18 protein-coding genes are annotated in these 14,658 nt (G+C 66.2%); 5 read left to right on the top strand and 13 right to left on the bottom strand.

Going from position 1 to position 14,658, the window contains the following annotated elements:
* Positions 1 to 153: 153 nt before the first annotated feature.
* Both ACNSN7_RS12765 and ACNSN7_RS12760 read right to left on the bottom strand, forming a co-directional pair.
* Entirely contained in the window at positions 154 to 666 is a 513-nt protein-coding gene (locus ACNSN7_RS12765; RefSeq protein ID WP_418282680.1) for a redoxin domain-containing protein, read from the bottom strand.
* Entirely contained in the window at positions 667 to 942 is a 276-nt protein-coding gene (locus ACNSN7_RS12760; RefSeq protein WP_418282679.1) for a glutaredoxin family protein, read from the bottom strand. It lies immediately after the preceding gene.
* A 202-nt stretch (positions 943 to 1,144) separates the two neighbouring features.
* Between ACNSN7_RS12760 and ACNSN7_RS12755 the strand changes: the two genes are divergently transcribed.
* Positions 1,145 to 2,530 carry a hemolysin family protein gene (locus ACNSN7_RS12755; RefSeq protein WP_418282678.1) on the top strand — a complete coding sequence of 462 codons (1,386 nt, stop codon included), beginning with the start codon at positions 1,145 to 1,147 and terminating at the stop codon, positions 2,528 to 2,530.
* A 68-nt stretch (positions 2,531 to 2,598) separates the two neighbouring features.
* Here the strand turns inward: ACNSN7_RS12755 and mutL are convergent, their stop codons facing one another.
* Positions 2,599 to 4,845, bottom strand: coding sequence for a DNA mismatch repair endonuclease MutL (gene mutL, locus ACNSN7_RS12750; RefSeq protein ID WP_418282677.1), 2,247 nt, complete (start codon positions 4,843 to 4,845; stop codon positions 2,599 to 2,601).
* Between the two features lie 109 nt (positions 4,846 to 4,954).
* On the bottom strand, positions 4,955 to 6,010 hold the full coding sequence (locus ACNSN7_RS12745) for a TrmB family transcriptional regulator (protein ID WP_418282676.1): 1,056 nt from the start codon (positions 6,008 to 6,010) through the stop codon (positions 4,955 to 4,957).
* Between the two features lie 195 nt (positions 6,011 to 6,205).
* Here ACNSN7_RS12745 and ACNSN7_RS12740 point away from each other — a divergent pair, with 195 nt between their 5' ends.
* A complete protein-coding gene (locus tag ACNSN7_RS12740; protein ID WP_418282735.1) occupies positions 6,206 to 6,466 on the top strand; it encodes a hypothetical protein in 261 nt (86 codons plus the stop codon).
* 13 nt (positions 6,467 to 6,479) lie between these two features.
* Here ACNSN7_RS12740 and ACNSN7_RS12735 read toward each other — a convergent pair whose 3' ends face one another.
* Positions 6,480 to 6,755 carry a PadR family transcriptional regulator gene (locus ACNSN7_RS12735; protein ID WP_418282675.1) on the bottom strand — a complete coding sequence of 92 codons (276 nt, stop codon included), beginning with the start codon at positions 6,753 to 6,755 and terminating at the stop codon, positions 6,480 to 6,482.
* 131 nt (positions 6,756 to 6,886) lie between these two features.
* Positions 6,887 to 7,561 carry a metallophosphoesterase family protein gene (locus ACNSN7_RS12730; protein ID WP_418282674.1) on the bottom strand — a complete coding sequence of 225 codons (675 nt, stop codon included), beginning with the start codon at positions 7,559 to 7,561 and terminating at the stop codon, positions 6,887 to 6,889.
* A 109-nt stretch (positions 7,562 to 7,670) separates the two neighbouring features.
* Between ACNSN7_RS12730 and ACNSN7_RS12725 the strand changes: the two genes are divergently transcribed.
* The 3 genes from ACNSN7_RS12725 to ACNSN7_RS12715 are packed head-to-tail and all read left to right on the top strand — an operon-like array spanning position 7,671 to position 9,885.
* Positions 7,671 to 8,435, top strand: a complete 765-nt coding sequence (locus tag ACNSN7_RS12725) for a hypothetical protein (RefSeq protein ID WP_418282673.1) — start codon at positions 7,671 to 7,673, stop codon at positions 8,433 to 8,435.
* On the top strand, positions 8,436 to 9,113 hold the full coding sequence (locus ACNSN7_RS12720; protein ID WP_418282672.1) for a metal-dependent hydrolase: 678 nt from the start codon (positions 8,436 to 8,438) through the stop codon (positions 9,111 to 9,113).
* 40 nt (positions 9,114 to 9,153) lie between these two features.
* Positions 9,154 to 9,885 carry a DUF5781 family protein gene (locus ACNSN7_RS12715; RefSeq protein WP_418282671.1) on the top strand — a complete coding sequence of 244 codons (732 nt, stop codon included), beginning with the start codon at positions 9,154 to 9,156 and terminating at the stop codon, positions 9,883 to 9,885.
* Positions 9,886 to 9,920: 35 nt separating this feature from the next.
* On the opposite strand, the gene ACNSN7_RS12710 is transcribed toward ACNSN7_RS12715, so the two are convergent.
* From ACNSN7_RS12710 to ACNSN7_RS12680, 7 genes are all read right to left on the bottom strand, one after another.
* Positions 9,921 to 10,346, bottom strand: coding sequence for an OsmC family protein (locus tag ACNSN7_RS12710; RefSeq protein WP_418282670.1), 426 nt, complete (start codon positions 10,344 to 10,346; stop codon positions 9,921 to 9,923).
* A 215-nt stretch (positions 10,347 to 10,561) separates the two neighbouring features.
* Positions 10,562 to 11,140 (bottom strand): cadmium resistance transporter, encoded by a 579-nt coding sequence (locus tag ACNSN7_RS12705; protein WP_418282669.1) that lies wholly within the window; start codon positions 11,138 to 11,140, stop codon positions 10,562 to 10,564.
* A 690-nt stretch (positions 11,141 to 11,830) separates the two neighbouring features.
* Positions 11,831 to 12,184, bottom strand: coding sequence for an SHOCT domain-containing protein (locus ACNSN7_RS12700; protein ID WP_418282668.1), 354 nt, complete (start codon positions 12,182 to 12,184; stop codon positions 11,831 to 11,833).
* A gap of 6 nt (positions 12,185 to 12,190) precedes the next feature.
* A complete protein-coding gene (locus ACNSN7_RS12695) occupies positions 12,191 to 12,607 on the bottom strand; it encodes a DUF302 domain-containing protein (RefSeq protein WP_418282667.1) in 417 nt (138 codons plus the stop codon).
* A 69-nt stretch (positions 12,608 to 12,676) separates the two neighbouring features.
* Positions 12,677 to 13,024 (bottom strand): SHOCT domain-containing protein, encoded by a 348-nt coding sequence (locus tag ACNSN7_RS12690; RefSeq protein ID WP_418282666.1) that lies wholly within the window; start codon positions 13,022 to 13,024, stop codon positions 12,677 to 12,679.
* Positions 13,025 to 13,083: 59 nt separating this feature from the next.
* A complete protein-coding gene (locus ACNSN7_RS12685) occupies positions 13,084 to 13,410 on the bottom strand; it encodes a hypothetical protein (protein WP_418282665.1) in 327 nt (108 codons plus the stop codon).
* 174 nt (positions 13,411 to 13,584) lie between these two features.
* Complete coding sequence (locus tag ACNSN7_RS12680) at positions 13,585 to 14,175, bottom strand: helix-turn-helix transcriptional regulator (protein WP_418282664.1); 591 nt, start codon at positions 14,173 to 14,175, stop codon at positions 13,585 to 13,587.
* Positions 14,176 to 14,658: the final 483 nt, after the last annotated feature.

Genomic DNA, 14,658 nt, shown 5'->3' with positions numbered 1-14,658 from the left:
GCGTCGCGTGAGGTATCCTCCGTCGTGATCTCCACCGTCGTGATCTGCGACTCTCGATCGGTCTCGGGCGACACAGCAGCGAGTCACACGAGGCGGGAGGACGCATTAGCGAGCCCACAGGTCGGGATGGCACAGGATCGTGTCGAACCGCCGTTACCGATCGACGAGTTCCGATATCGCGGCGTCGACGGCGTCGTACTCCGGGAACTCCGGATGCTCGCTCGCGACCCACGCGTACCGGACGGTCCGATCCCCGTCGAGCAGGAACACGGCGGGTCGGCTCTCGGTGATGCCCGCCATCGCGTCGATGTCGTGGTCGACGCCGTACTCGCGGACGACCGCGGCGCTCGGATCCGAAAAGGCGCGAACGCCGTCGCCGCGCGCCGCGAGGAGGTCCTTGTGCTCGTACGGCGAGGAGATGGAGACGCCGAGCACGTCGACGTCGGCGACCCAGTCGCGGTCGTCGATCTCGTTGTACACGTACGTCGTCTGAAACGCGCCGTCCATCGGATGGAACACGAGCAGCGTCGGGCCGTCGACGACCTCGGAGAGCGCGCGGTCCTCCCAGTACTCCGTCCCGACGAGCGGTCGGGTGAAGTCGGGGGCGACGTCCCCGTCCTCGACGTGGTCCGTCTCCGGAAGGGCGACGACGTCGAAGTCGGGCATCTACGCGCCCTCCGCCGCGGTGATAGCGTCGCCGTACGTTCGTTCGAGGTAGTCGACGATGTTGGCGCTCTCGGACATCGTCACGCCCGTCTCGCGGTCGACGATCGCGGGGACGCTCCGCTTTCCCGACACGCGCTTGACGACGTTTCGCTCGGAGTGCATCGGCTCGACGTACCGCGACCGATACGACAGTCCGAGGCGATCGAGGGTTCGAACGACTCGTTCACAGTACGGACACGCCTGCAGTCGATACAGGGTGATCGCTGGATCCGCCATACGTCCCCGTGCGACCGCCACCGTGGTAACCGTGTCGGCGTCGGGAGCGTGTGCCCGTATTCATGACGGGTTCGTGGCCGACCGGACCCGTGCTCGCGGCAGGTCAGTCGCCGGTCGGACCCGTGCCCGTGGCGGGTCCGTCGCCGGTCCGACGCCGACGAAGGTAATCCTTTAAGTGTGGGCCGCGATATCCCAAACGAGAATGGGCTTGTCGTCGAGCATGCTGATAGCCGGCCTGCTACAGATACCGGTACTGGACGGGACTACCGTGACTATCCTCGGCGTTCTCGCGATCGCCGTACTGGTCGGCCTGTCGGCGTTCTTCTCGTCGTCGGAGATCGCGATGTTCTCGCTGCCACAGCACCGCGTGGACAGTCTCGTCGAGGACGGGACGAAGGGCGCACGGACCATCCAGAAGCTGAAGGACAACCCGCATCGGCTGCTCGTGACGATCCTCGTCGGCAACAACATCGTCAACGTGGCGATGACGTCGATCGCGACCGCGCTGTTCGCGCTCTACCTCACACGAGGACAGGCGGTTCTGGCGACGACGTTCGGGATCACGACGCTGGTGCTGATCTTCGGCGAGAGCGCACCGAAGTCCTACGCGGTCGAGAACACGGAGTCGTGGGCGCTCAGGATCGCCCGTCCGCTGAAGTTCTCGGAGTACGCGTTGTATCCGCTCGTGGTCCTGTTCGACTACATCACTCGCGGGATCAACCGGATCACCGGCGGCGAGACGGCACTGGAGTCGACGTACGTCACCCGCGACGAGATCCAGAACATCATCGAGACGGGCGAACAGGAGGGCGTCATCGAGGAGGAGGAACGCGAGATGCTCGACCGCATCTTCCGGTTCAACAACACCATCGCCAAGGAGGTGATGACGCCGCGACTCGACGTCACCGCGGTCCCGAAGGAGGCGACCGTCGAGGAGGCGATCGAGAAGTGCATTCAGGCGGACCACGAGCGCGTCCCCGTGTACGACGGCAACCTCGACAACATCGTCGGCATCGTGAAGGTCCGCGATCTGGTCCGGGAGCTCCGGTACTCCGAGGGGGAACCCTCCCTCGAACGCGTCGTCAAGCCGACGCTGCACGTCCCCGAGTCGAAGAACGCCGACGAGCTGTTAGAGGAGATGCAGGACAACCGCCTCCAGATGGTGATAGTCATCGACGAGTTCGGAACGACGGAGGGGATCATCACGTTAGAGGACATGGTCGAGGAGATCGTCGGCGACATCCTGGAAGGCGACGAGCCCGAACCAATCGAGTTCGTCAACGAGAACGTCGCGTTCGTGCAGGGCGAGATGAACATCGACGAGGTCAACGAGATGCTCGAGATCGACCTGCCCGAAGGAGAGGAGTTCGAGACCCTTGCGGGCTTCGTGTTCAATCGTGCGGGCCGTCTCGTCGAGGAGGGCGAGGAGATCGAGTTCGATGGCGTCCGGATCCGGATCGAGCGCGTCGACAACACCCGGATCATGAAGGCACGCGTCACGGTGCTCGAACCGGCGGTCGACGAGCAGACGGAGGAGGCGGAGCAGCCGGAGTCCGAACCCGTCGAGTCCGAAGCGAGCGACGAGTAGTTCGACCCGGAACGGAGCGCTCAACCCGGAACGGAGCGCTCAACCCGGAACGGAGCGCTCGACCGCAGTCACTCCGCGCGCCGCCCGGCGTGTCCGGGGTAGTCGCGCTCGAACCGGTCCTCGATGGTCTCCCGATCGAAGCGAATGACGACCGGTCGGCCGTGCGGGCATGCGTACGGGTTCTCACAGTCATCGAGCCGATCGAGGAGATCGAAGACGTTCCCCTCGGTCAGCGACGTGTTCCCGGTCACCGACGGGTAACACGCGAGGTCCGCGAGCAGCTCGTCGACCACGTCCGCTACGGGGTCGGCCCCGTCCGCGGCGTCGGCGACGAACGCGGAGAGAACGTCGCGGAGCAGTTCGGGATCCAGCGCCGCGTCGAACACGGTCGGAACCGCCTCGACGACGATCTCGCGGTCGCCCGCCCGTTCCGCTCGGAACCCGATCCCGCGAAGCTCGTCGACGAACTCGGCGAACAGCTCGGCCTCCCGTGCAGTCAGTTCGACCGATACCGGCGACGCGAGCGCCTGCGCGTCGACGCCGTCCGCGAACGCCCGGCACAGCCGCTCGTAGTTCACCCGTTCGTCGGCGGCGTGCTGGTCTATCAACACCAATCCGTCGGGAGCCTCCGCGACGACGTACGTCTCGTGGAGCTGTCCGAGCACGCGGAGCCGCGGGAGCGAGTCGAACGACCGCTCCTCGCTCGTCTTCCCGCCGGCGAGAGTTCGCTGTCCCGTGGGCGCGGATCGGGTCGCTTCCGCCGACTCCGCCTCGACCGGGTCCGTCTGCCACTCGCGTGGAGCGGGACGATCGGCGTCTGTCCGTGCGGTCGCGTGTCCGGGGCGGCCGCCGTCGACGGTCTCGCCGGAGTCGGCCGCGAAACCGTTACCGGCGGCGACGTCCTCGTCCGAACCGCTTACGAAGTCTTCATCGACGGGGTCGCCCTCGTCGGGGTCGTCCTCGGCGGGGTCGCCCTCCGGCCCACCCTCGAGACCGCCACCGGAACCGAATCGGTCACCGGACGGGGACGGCGACCGGGGTCCCTCGCCGACTCCGGTCGACGAGCCGCCGCCTCCGAGGTCATCGACCGTCCATGCGCCCTCGTCGTCGGGGTCGAGTTCGGCAGCGGTCGTCCGATCGGATTGGTCTCGATCGGCGGTGGCGGCGGTCTCGTGATCGGTGCCCGCGCCGCCGACGGCCTCCGTCGTGGACGACTCGGGAGCGACCGCCGTTTCGTCCGGTGCGGACCGGCCGCGCGGGGCCGTCGACCGGATCAACCCGTCGTCGAGAAGCGCTGCCGCGACCGCGTCCTCGACCGCGGCTTTCACCGCGCGCTCCTCGTCGAAGCGGACCGCCAGCTTCCGGGGATGGACGTTCACGTCGACGTCGCCGGGCGGGACCGCCACGAACAACACGGTGAACGGGTAGCGATCCGGCGCGAGCTGGCCGCCGTACGCGTCGAGGACCGCCTCGCGGAGCGCGCTCGCCGTGACGTACCGGTCGTTGACGTACGTCGCCAGGTAGTCGCGGCTCGCCCTCGTCGTCTCCGGATGGGACACGAGCCCGGTCACGCGACGAACGGGCCCCGACGGATCGTCCCGGTCGCTCGTCGCCGGACCGTCAGGCTCCCACTCGACGTCGACCATGGACTCCGCGACCTCGCGGCCGTACACCGCGAGCACCGCCGACCGGAGGTCGCCGTTCCCCTCGGTGGCGAACGTCTCGCGGCCGTCGTGTTCGAGCGATACCGCGACGTCCGGGTTCGCGAGCGCGTAGCCCGTGACGACCGTGTTCACGTGGTCGAACTCGGTCGCCGTCCGCTTGAGGAACTTCTTTCGCGCGGGGGTATTATAAAAGAGGTCGTCGACCTCGACCGTCGTCCCGTGCGGACTGCCGGTGGGCCGGACGTCGCCGACGTCGCCGCCCTCGACGGTGATCTCCGCGCCCGCCTCCGCACCGTGCGGCCGCGACCGAACCGTGAGCCGCGACACCGCGCCGATCGTGTAGAGGGCCTCGCCGCGGAATCCGAGGGTTCCGACGCCGCGATCGAGGTCCGCGATGTCCGAGATCTTCGAGGTGGCGTGTTCCGCGACCGCCGCCGCCAACTGGTCGGGCGGGATCCCGACGCCGTCGTCGCGAACGCGGATCCCCTCGGTGCCCCCGGCCTCGACCGCGACGGCGACGCGGCTCGCCCCGGCGTCGAGACTGTTCTCGATCAGCTCCTTGACGACGCTCGCGGGGCGCTCGACCACCTCCCCCGCCGCGATCCGCTGGACGGTCCGCTCGTCTAACCGCTCGATCTCGGGCGACTCCATTGACGGGTGTTCGTGGGACGAGCGGGTACTTGAACCCGTTGTCGACGCGGGTCGGGACGGATCGACGCGGGTCGACGCATTCGGCCTCGTCGACGGTCCCGCATCCTCGCTACGCGTCGCGCTCGAGCACGACGAGGTCGGCCTCGACGTCCTCGACGAACGCCCCCTGACCGCCGACGGTCACCGGTCCCGCTCCCGTCTCGACGACGAGCGAGTGCTGGACCGGGAACTCGTTGTTCGTCGGCTCGACCATCCCCTGCCGGACATCGGTCACGCGACCGCGTATCTCGACCGCCTCGTCGTCGTCGGTTCGACGGCCGCCGACGGTCGCGCGGATCGCCGTCCCGCTTCGCCGGTGCAGCGTCGCCTGAAACACCGTGTGGCGGAAGTCGGCGTACTCGACCGGAAGCGGCACCGGGTCGACGGTGGCGACCTCGTCGGCCGCCGGCCAGTAGTTACCGAGGAACGATCCGGCGATGACCGGCGCGATCTGCTCCTGTGCGAACACGATCGCCTGTCGGTCGGAGTTCGACCGGCGGAGCAGCTCCGGCGGGGCGACGACGCCGGCCGCGGAGTCGACGGTCAGAAGCGTCGGCATCGCCTCGCGCCAGCCGCGGACGACGCTTGCGACGCCGTCGAGCGCGAGATCCGTGTCGGCGGCCCCGTCCACGTCGGTCACGATCAGCAACACGAGAACGCCGCGGTCGACGGCGTCGACGAGGTGCTCGCGGATCTCGGAGAGCCGTTTCGCGGGGATCGACAGCGTCAGTTCGTCCTCGGCGTCGTCGACGAGCGACCGGACCCGTTTGAGCACCGTCGCCCGTGCTTTGACAACCTCGAACTGCTCCGTCTCGCGTTCCACCCGCGAGAAGCGCTCCGCCAATCCCGGTCGGAGCGCGTCGACGTCGGAGCGGAGCCGATCGATGACGTCCTCGGGCGGGATCGCACGGATGGTCGTCGGCACCGCGTGGTCGTTCACCTCGACGAAGCCGCGGTCGGCGAGCGACTCGCTCACGCTGTACACGTACCGCTTCGACACGCCGGCGGCGTCGGCGATCGTGCTCGCTTTCGCCTCGCCGTGTTCGAGCAGGGAGAGGTACGTGTCGACCTCCTTGTCGGAGAAGCCGAACCGACGGAGGAGGTCGGGTACCGTTCGATCGTCCATGTTCCGGAACGCGACAGGGAGGCACTTAGATGAGTCGGTGGCACCTCCGGCGATCGGCGGCGGCCACGACCGGTCGCTCGGTCGGATCGATCGTCCGTGACCCCGGGTTTTATTCACGGAGGGGTCGCTGTATCGGTCGTGGTTTCCCGTCTGATCGTCGCGGTCGCCGTGTTCATCGTGGGGGTCTCCGCGGACATGGCGTCGACGTACGTCGCCGTCTCCTCCGGGCGATTCGTCGAGGGGTCACCCGTCGGTCAGTTCCTCGTGTCGCGGTACGGACTCGCGACCGGAATGGTCGTCACGAAGGCCGTTGGGATGGTCGTCATCGCGGTGCCGGTCGCGCTCGCGGGTGGAACCCGGCGACTGGTCGCGACGGTGATGTTCGGTGGCGTCGGCGTGCTCTCGGCGCTGGCGGCGGTGCGGAACGTGCTGCTCGTGGTCGGAGTCTGGCCGTGATCGAACGGCGAGGCTACGGATCGACGTACTGGGACTGCCACTCGTCTCTCGCCTCGATCTCGCGCTGACCGCGCCGGGTGACCGCGTAGAAGTTCGTTCGCCGGTCGGCCTCCCCCTTCTCGATCAACCCCTTCTCGACGAGCGTGTCGAGGTTCGGATACAGCCGACCGTGATGCACCTCCGACTCGTAGTACGTCTCGAGTTCCGCCTTGATCGCGAGCCCATGCGGTTCGTCTAAGCCGGCCACCACGTACAGCAGGTCCCGCTGGAACCCGGTGAGATCGTACATCCTCCTACTGACAGTTTTAATTTAATATAGCATATGTTTTTTCCCTACCGTACGGCGTAGCCGGTCGGTGACCCCGAACGTTTTCGGTCGGCGACCCCGAGCGCACTGGTCGACACCGGGGATGATCGCGTTCACTCGCCCTCGAACAGCCGCTCCGCGGTCCGAGACGGTAAGCCCGCCTCCTCGACGGCCGCCCGGACGCGGTCGCGATCGTAGGCGGTGCGACGGAGGTCGACCTCGTTTCGGTCCGTGTCGAGCACGGCGTAGGCGGCGTCCGGGTCGCCGTCGCGCGGCTGTCCGACGCTTCCGGGGTTGACGACGAGGCGGCCGTCGTCGATCGATTCGGCCGCCTGCACGTGCGTGTGACCGAGCACGACGCCGGCGTAGTCGTCGAGGTAGCGCGCGAGCGTCGAGAACGACTCCGGATACACGTACGCGCCGTCGCGGTCCGGGCTCGGGTGCGAGTGGACCAGCAGATAGCGCCCCCCGTCGAACGTCGCCGTCCGCGGGAGCGCCCGGAGCCACGCGAGGTCGGACTCGGAGAGCGTCGCCCTCGCGTGTTCGAGTCCGCGCTCGGCCATCCGGTTCGCCCGATATCGCTCCGGCGTCTCGACGGTCGCGTCGTGGTTCCCCTGGACCGTGACCGACGCGACCTCTCGGACGCGGTCCAGACACGCCGCGGGCCACGGGTTGTATCCGACGACGTCGCCGGCACAGACGACGTCGTCGACCGGCGGCATGTTGTCGAGCACCGCCGCGAGCGCCGGCAGGTTCGCGTGGACGTCCGAGATCAGCCCCACCTTCATCGAACGATCGTTCGGCATCCCGATCCGAATAGGTTCCGACACGGATCCCGCGCGTCGCCGCCGTCCGGCCCGACGGAGAACTTATCCGCGCTCGGGGGCAGCCACCGGTATGGCACCGACGCTCGTGAACGCCGCGTTCGGTGCGCTGCTGGCGGCCGCGCTGCTTGGTGCCGCCTTCGACCGCCGGTCGGTCGCGGTCGTCGTCGCCGCCGCGGTGCTGCCGGATCTCGACGCGGTCGCGAGCCTCGTCGTCGACGGGGCGACGAACGCCCTCCTGCACAACGTGTGGATCCCGCTCGCGCTCGGAGCGCTCCTCTACTGGGACACGACCGCGAGAACGGACCCGACCGCGAGAACGGACCCGAACGCGAGCGAACAGGGGGGCCGATCGTGGCTCCGCGACCGCTACGGCTGGTACGGCGTCAGGGTCGCGTGGGTCGCGTTGGCCGCGTTCGCGGTCGCCGGGATCGCGCCGGAGCTGTTCGGGTTCGCGGGCGCGAACCTGCTGTATCCCGTTCACGACGCCTACTACCTCGTTCGCGGCCGACTGCTGTTCTCGACACAGGAGGGGATCGTCCAGACGTTCGTCGCCGTCGGTTCGGAGGGGCCGGGGATACTCCCGCTGCGGAGCCCGGGGACGACGGAGACGTACGTCGTCCCGACGTGGGTCAACCCCGACGGACGTCCCGGACTCTCGATCGGCGTCGAACGCGAGCTCCACCTCGTCCGGAGCGGCTGGCAGGCGGTCGTCGTCGCCGCCGCCGGCTGTCTGCTCGCCGTTCGGTCCCGCGAGGTGCGGCTCCGAGAGACGGGGACGACGAACCGCGGCGAGGGGGCGGACGCGCTCGACGGCGAGAACGGAGGTGCGCCGTAGATGGTCTCGACGGTGGTTCACGCCGGCTTCGCGCTGCTGCTCGCCGCCGGACTGTTAAAAGGGTCGTACGACCGAAAGGCGCTCGCGGTCGTCCTCCTCGTCGTCGTCCTCCCGGAGGTCGACACCGTGCTTGGACCGCTGATGCCGGGGGCACACCGCACCGTCGGCCACAGCTTCGTGCTGCCGGCCGCCGCGGGAATACTCCTGTACTACGACACACGGCTGCGCGACGAGTCGCTGCTCCGCGAGCGCTTCGCGGACCGCGGGGTCCGCGTCGCGTGGGTCGCCCTGTTCGTCCACGTGTTCGCGCACGTCTTCCTCGACTGGGCGCACCTGGACGGCGTCAACGCTCTCTGGCCGCTCCACGACCGCTTCTTCCGACTGGAGGGAGAGCTGCTGTGGTCGAGTACGGAGGGGTTCGTCCAGACGTTCGTCGACGTCGACCTCGACCCGGAGACGGGCGAGCGAACCGTCGATCCGGGCGGCGGCGGAACCACCGAGACCGTCCACGTGAACAACCCAGTCCAGCCCGGATCGCCGGATGACCTCGCGGACCGGGAGGTCATCGACCGACGGTTCCCGATCGCGAACCGCGGCTGGCGACTGTACCTCGTCCTCGTCGGCGTCTTCACCGTCGTCGCACGACGCCTCCAGCGCGACCCGCCGAGCGAGGACTGACACAAGAGTCATATCTCCCCAGTCCATGTCAATTGTACGCATGGATCTTCGCATACAGGGTGACGTCGCCCCGGATCCGTTTCTCGGAGCCGCCGACGTGTTCGAGACGGAGTTCTCGCTCGACAAGCCGGTTCACGTTCGGGTCCGGGCGGACCCCGACGAGCGGACGTGGGCCGGCCACTACGACGACCACCACGTGTTGAACGTCTCGAAGCGGGCCGCAACGAGCGCGATGGCCCGCGAGCTGGCGGTCCACGAACTGTCACACATGGCACGGTACGAGGAGGGACACGCCTCCCACGTGCAGTCGACCGAGGAGGCGCTGTACCTCGGACTGGCCGGCGAGCGGGTCGAGCGTCGGAAGCTCGCACACTGTTACCAGATCGCGAACCACATGAAGGACATCTACGCCGACGACATCACTCTCTCGGTCGCGCCGGCGAAGAAGCTCCTCGAGTTCCTCGAATCGACGCTGGCGACGGCGGTGGCGGACCGCCCGGCCCCGCCGCGCCCCGGCTCGCAGCCGGCCACGACCGGGGCGGATCCGGAGATCACGGCGGTCAACGCGGCGTTCGCGCTCGCGCTGATCGAGCGACACGGGATCGCCGCGCCGACCCATCGCATCTACGATCTCGCGCGGGTCGCCGCCGCGGACGCGCCGGCGGTCGACGTCGACGCGTTCAAAGACCGGTTCCTCGCGCTGGGGCCCGACCCCTCCGAGCGCGACTATCGGAAAGCGCTCGTGTCGATGACGCGTGCGTACGCGGTTTAAGTACTACCGACCGGTCAGGCCGCTCCACCGACCGGTCAGGCCGTCTCGACGGTGAGATCGAGCGGCGTCTCGTTCTCGACGTTGTCGGTGACGGGGCACCGTTCCTTGACCGCCGCGAGCCACTCCTCGACGGCCGCCTCATCGGCGTCGGTCTCGACCGATATCGTGGCCGAAAGCCCCTGAAAACCCGGCCGAGCGTCGGACTGCTCGCCGCGATAGCGCGCGTAGTCGACGTCGCCCTCGATGGACACGTTCAGTCCGTCGATGGACAGGTCCATGTCGCGAGCGACCATGGTCCCCGTCGAGTTCAGACAGCCGAGGACGGCACCGAGGAAGTACTCGACGGGGTTGACGTCCTTGCCGACGACGAACTCCGCGTCGCCGGTGTCGATCCGCATTCGTTTCGGGCTGAGCCGCTCGCCGGTCAGTTCGTAGGTCGTCGCCGCGTTCGAGTCAGTCATGGTGGATGGGTCGTGGGTCGTCCGTACCCGGCGTTCGAGTAGCGATCGAGGGACACCGGTGATCCGAGACGTGGTCGTCGCTACGGAACGATCCCGCTTAAGAGTTGTGCGTTATACACAATACTGAGAACACGGGAGGATCTCGCTTTCCGGCCGCCGGGTGACGCGACGGCCGACCCTCACGCGACTGCCAACCCTCACGCGACTGCCAACCCTCACGCGACGAACCACCCGGCGATGAGGATGTACGCACCGACGAGCAACAACACGATCGGGACGAGCAGTCGATCGACCCACGCGGGCACGCCGAGGTCGACGGTTCGACGTGCGACTCCCCACGCAAGGAGAAACAGGCCGCCGGACGCGACGACGTACGCCGCGACTACGATCGTCAACTCGGCCGTCGACAGTCCCGCAAAGAACGGGACGTAGACGGCCAGGTTCTCCCCGGCGAGTCCGACCGCGATGACGGACACGACACCGACGCGCCCGATCGGACCCGGGACGACCTGGAGTTCGTCCGTCTCCGGACCCGACTCCGGCCGGCTGAGCCCCCAAATCCCGAGTCCGAGCGGGACCACGCCGAGAAGGAACGTCCACGTGTGGAGCCATTCGGCGGCGAGCAGCGCGCCGAGAACGGCACCGGTGAGACCGACGACGACCCCGACGGAGTGGCCGAAAAACACCTCCGGAGTCCGGTAGTCGTCGTCGATCAGGAACGCCACGAGGACGACGAAGGTGTCCAGGTTGGTTGCGGCGAAAAACAGGAGCGCCACGAACAGGATCGGTTCCACGTCGGAACCGTACACGAGGGCCCGATAATAGCGTTTCTCTCCCGCGTCCGGACGGCCACGGTGGCGAGCGATAGCGGGAGTACGTGAATCAGATCGGTGGCGTGGTTGTTTATACGTGAGACTGGGATGTTGCTGGCGGGTATTTATAAGTGATCGACGACTCTGCGATGACCGCCTGCAAAGCCCCAGCCGCTCGCTTATAAGCGATCTCGCTCGGATCGACGATGCACGCCTGCAAAGCCCCAGCCGCGACGACTCGCGCGCCTTGCTGCGCGCCTCGCTCAGTCGCTGTCGCTTCCTCGCTGCGGTGCTTACTGCGGCGGGCTTCGCCCTCGCGGCTGCCCCTTTGAGTCCCACCCCGCACAGCACCGCGACCGCGCCTCATGCCTCCCCAGCCTCGTCAGGGGCGGTCGCCGGAACCGCTCGGCGACCGCCCCTGACTCCCTCGCACGCGCTCCTCGCGCCCGTCGGGCGCTCGGAGGCGCGCGCCCCACCGCGTCGTTCGCTTATAAGCGTCTGTCGCCGCTACTCACGGTCGTTTAAATACTATATCACGACCGGCGACGTGCAACACCCACTCCCGTTATCGATCGCCGCTGTGTATCACTGACCGCGATCGAAACAATGTATCAGATAGTATGTATTTAACGGAGCTAAATACGGAGTTCGAGGAGCCCGAACGCAACCGATTCACTCCGAGCGTTCGAGTGTCTCCCGTCGAGATTCGAACTCTTCCTCGGTGAGATCGCCACGGGCGTACGCCATCCGTAGTTCCTCTAACGCGGGATCGTGAGACGACTGTGCGTCGGTCATCCGGCGAAAGATGAGGTATCCCCCACCGAGCAACACGAGGAGGAAGACCAGTTGGGCGATCAGTCCGACGAGTGGCCACCAGCCGCTCGTCGTCCCACCCCAGCCCATCATTCCTCCGGATCCCATCATCCCGCCGAATCCGAAGCCCATCGTAAACAGGGGAAAGAGGACGATCACCACCAAGAGTAGGAGAACGATGGTCGTCGCGTCGAGACGGTCAGATGACGACATCAATACTTAGGCCTCCGATGGTGAGTCGAGTTCGTCAGCGACGCTCGCGAGGACGTGCTCGAACCGATCGTGGACTTCGTTTGCGATCGAGTCGAGTGCGTCGTTGTCGGCAACGTCGAGGAGCCGGTGCGGGTCGACCGCGCTCACCACGATCCCACCGTCGTTGGTTTCGTAGACGATGACGTTACACGGGAGGAGCGTGCCGAGTTCGATATCTTCGTTCAGACCCTCGTGCGCGAGCGCTGGATTGCACGCACCGAGGATGCGGTACTGTCGAAACTCCTCTCCGAGCTTCTCCTTGAGCGTCGTCTGCACGTTGATGTCACAGAGAACGCCGAATCCGTCGTCTTTGAGCGCGTCGATCGTCGTCTCGACTACCTGGTCGAAGTCACCGAACACGGTCTTTTGTATCGTGTATCCCATATAATATGTCACGCCTCTTATGTACTTAACTATTGGTGTCCCGAAGCGGTCGTCACGAATGGATCACCCTCAACGTTCCAGTTGTTCGCGTCGTCGTTCGAACTCCTCATCCGAAAGTTCCCCACGCGCGTAACGCTCTCGGAGAACCGACAGCGGACGTTCGTCGGTTCCATCTTCACTACGCCTTGTGAGCACGACGACGAGGGCGAGTGGAATCGCGAGCAGGAGCCCCATCCAGAGGAGTCCCCAGAGACCCATCGTCCCGCCGAAGAGCCCCCAGCTACCGCCCATCATACCGCTCCCGTAACTGCCGCCACCGTGCGCAACAGCAGTGCCGGTCGCCGCGATGAGCAGCGGGACGGCGAGTAGCGTGAGTCGACGAGCAGTGCGTCCGATGTGAGTGGTAAGGTGCGTCATTGTCGTGTATTGGGTAGCCGCTGTGTTCTATCGAAGCGAGCGAGAGCAGTCAGGAGCCGTCAGCAGTGGCCCTGCCCGTACACTCCGTCGTTACGGTCGGTGTGAGCCCCGTCTTGGGCTATCCTGTCGGCGGTCACATCCATGTGCGAGTCCATCCACTCAGCGGCACCCGGACCCATATGCTCGGTCATGTGTGACCCCATCCAGGTTGCCCAGTCGTCGGCGCTTCCGTCGTACGGGTGTGTGTCGTTTGCAGTCGTCTCGTTTGCAGTCGTCTCGTTTGCAGTCGTGTCGATGCCGTGTGCGCTGACCACAGGAGCGGCGAACGCGAGTCCGACGAGTGCGAGCGCCACGAGCAGCCAGCGACCGATGGTGAAGTGGGTCATTGTGCGTTTCCTCGGTTATCCGTAGGAGGGGTCGGGAGTTATCATGATGGGTGTGAATCCGAAGAGGAGAACGTTCAAGAACGTATCTCGAGAGAGCTAATCGTTTTTCGGAGCCAGAATCGTTCATCCCTGCCGAATTCTCCGGGGAGCGAGGTGCTCCGGTTCGACCCGCGCTTACTCCTCTTGGTTCTGATGCAGATCGTCGCTGGGATAGATGCGATAGGTCCGCCCCTGGCGTTCGCGATACAACAGCCCTCGTTTCTCCAAGGCACTAACCGTCTGACTTACCTTGCTCTTCGAGAAATCCGACCGATCCCGTAGTTCGATCTGTGTGATGCCGGGCGAGGAGAGAACGGGCTCGAGGATCCGGCGTTCGTCATCCGGCACGAGATCCAGCACGCGAGCCCGGGGCTGTGACTCGGGAGTGATGGCCCCGGCTGATTGGGAGGGTCCCGTCTGTACGTCAGTACTCTCGCGGTCGGGACCCGTCGACTTGCTCTGCGAGCGGTCGTGTGCGGCTGTGTCGGTGAGGTCGTCCCGGATCACGAGATAGCCCCCACCGAGGACAGCCGAGACGAGGAGGGTCCCGAGAACGTACCAGAGTGGGCTCGTTCCGTGGACCGTTCCCATCGACGTACCCATCATTGACCCCATCTGGTCGAAGGCTTGCTGTTGCTGGTAGGCTTGCCAACTGAGCGCACCGCCGACGATGAGAACGATGGAAACGAGGAGACCGGCCATCACGTCGGCCCGCCGTCGGTTCATCTGTCCCACCTCGACGCATCGTGGTGCTGTTTCATACCTGATGATTGGAGCGGGTGTGCCGTACCTGTTTTGATCGATCAAGGGGTGCAACCACAATAATATCCGTAGGAAGCACACCCACGGAGGGAGTGATTTGAGACGAATCGTACTGGCGATTCGCGATACGGTGAAAAACGGTGATCGTACTCCGTGTGACTATCCCCCGGAGCTGAATTGGAGAGTACTTTTGAAGAGATTCCCGGAACGGGCGCCGCTCCCAGAGTAGTGGGATCGCACAGTAATGCTCTTATGTCACAATATCCAATACACTATTGTGAGTGAGCAATGACACGGATTGATGGGTCCCGGTTGGGGATGATCGGCCGCGTGACCGTCGGAGACACGGACCTGGACCCGGACGTACAGCCGGCGTTACGAGCTTCCTCTGGGAATCTGCCCGAGGCCGCACGCCACGAACTGGAACGGTTCACCCACCAGACTCGT

This window comes from Halorubrum rarum (genome assembly GCF_048380895.1).
Lineage (GTDB): Archaea > Halobacteriota > Halobacteria > Halobacteriales > Haloferacaceae > Halorubrum.
Note: the sequence above shows the minus strand (reverse complement) of the source record. Positions and strands in the feature narration are given on the sequence as shown.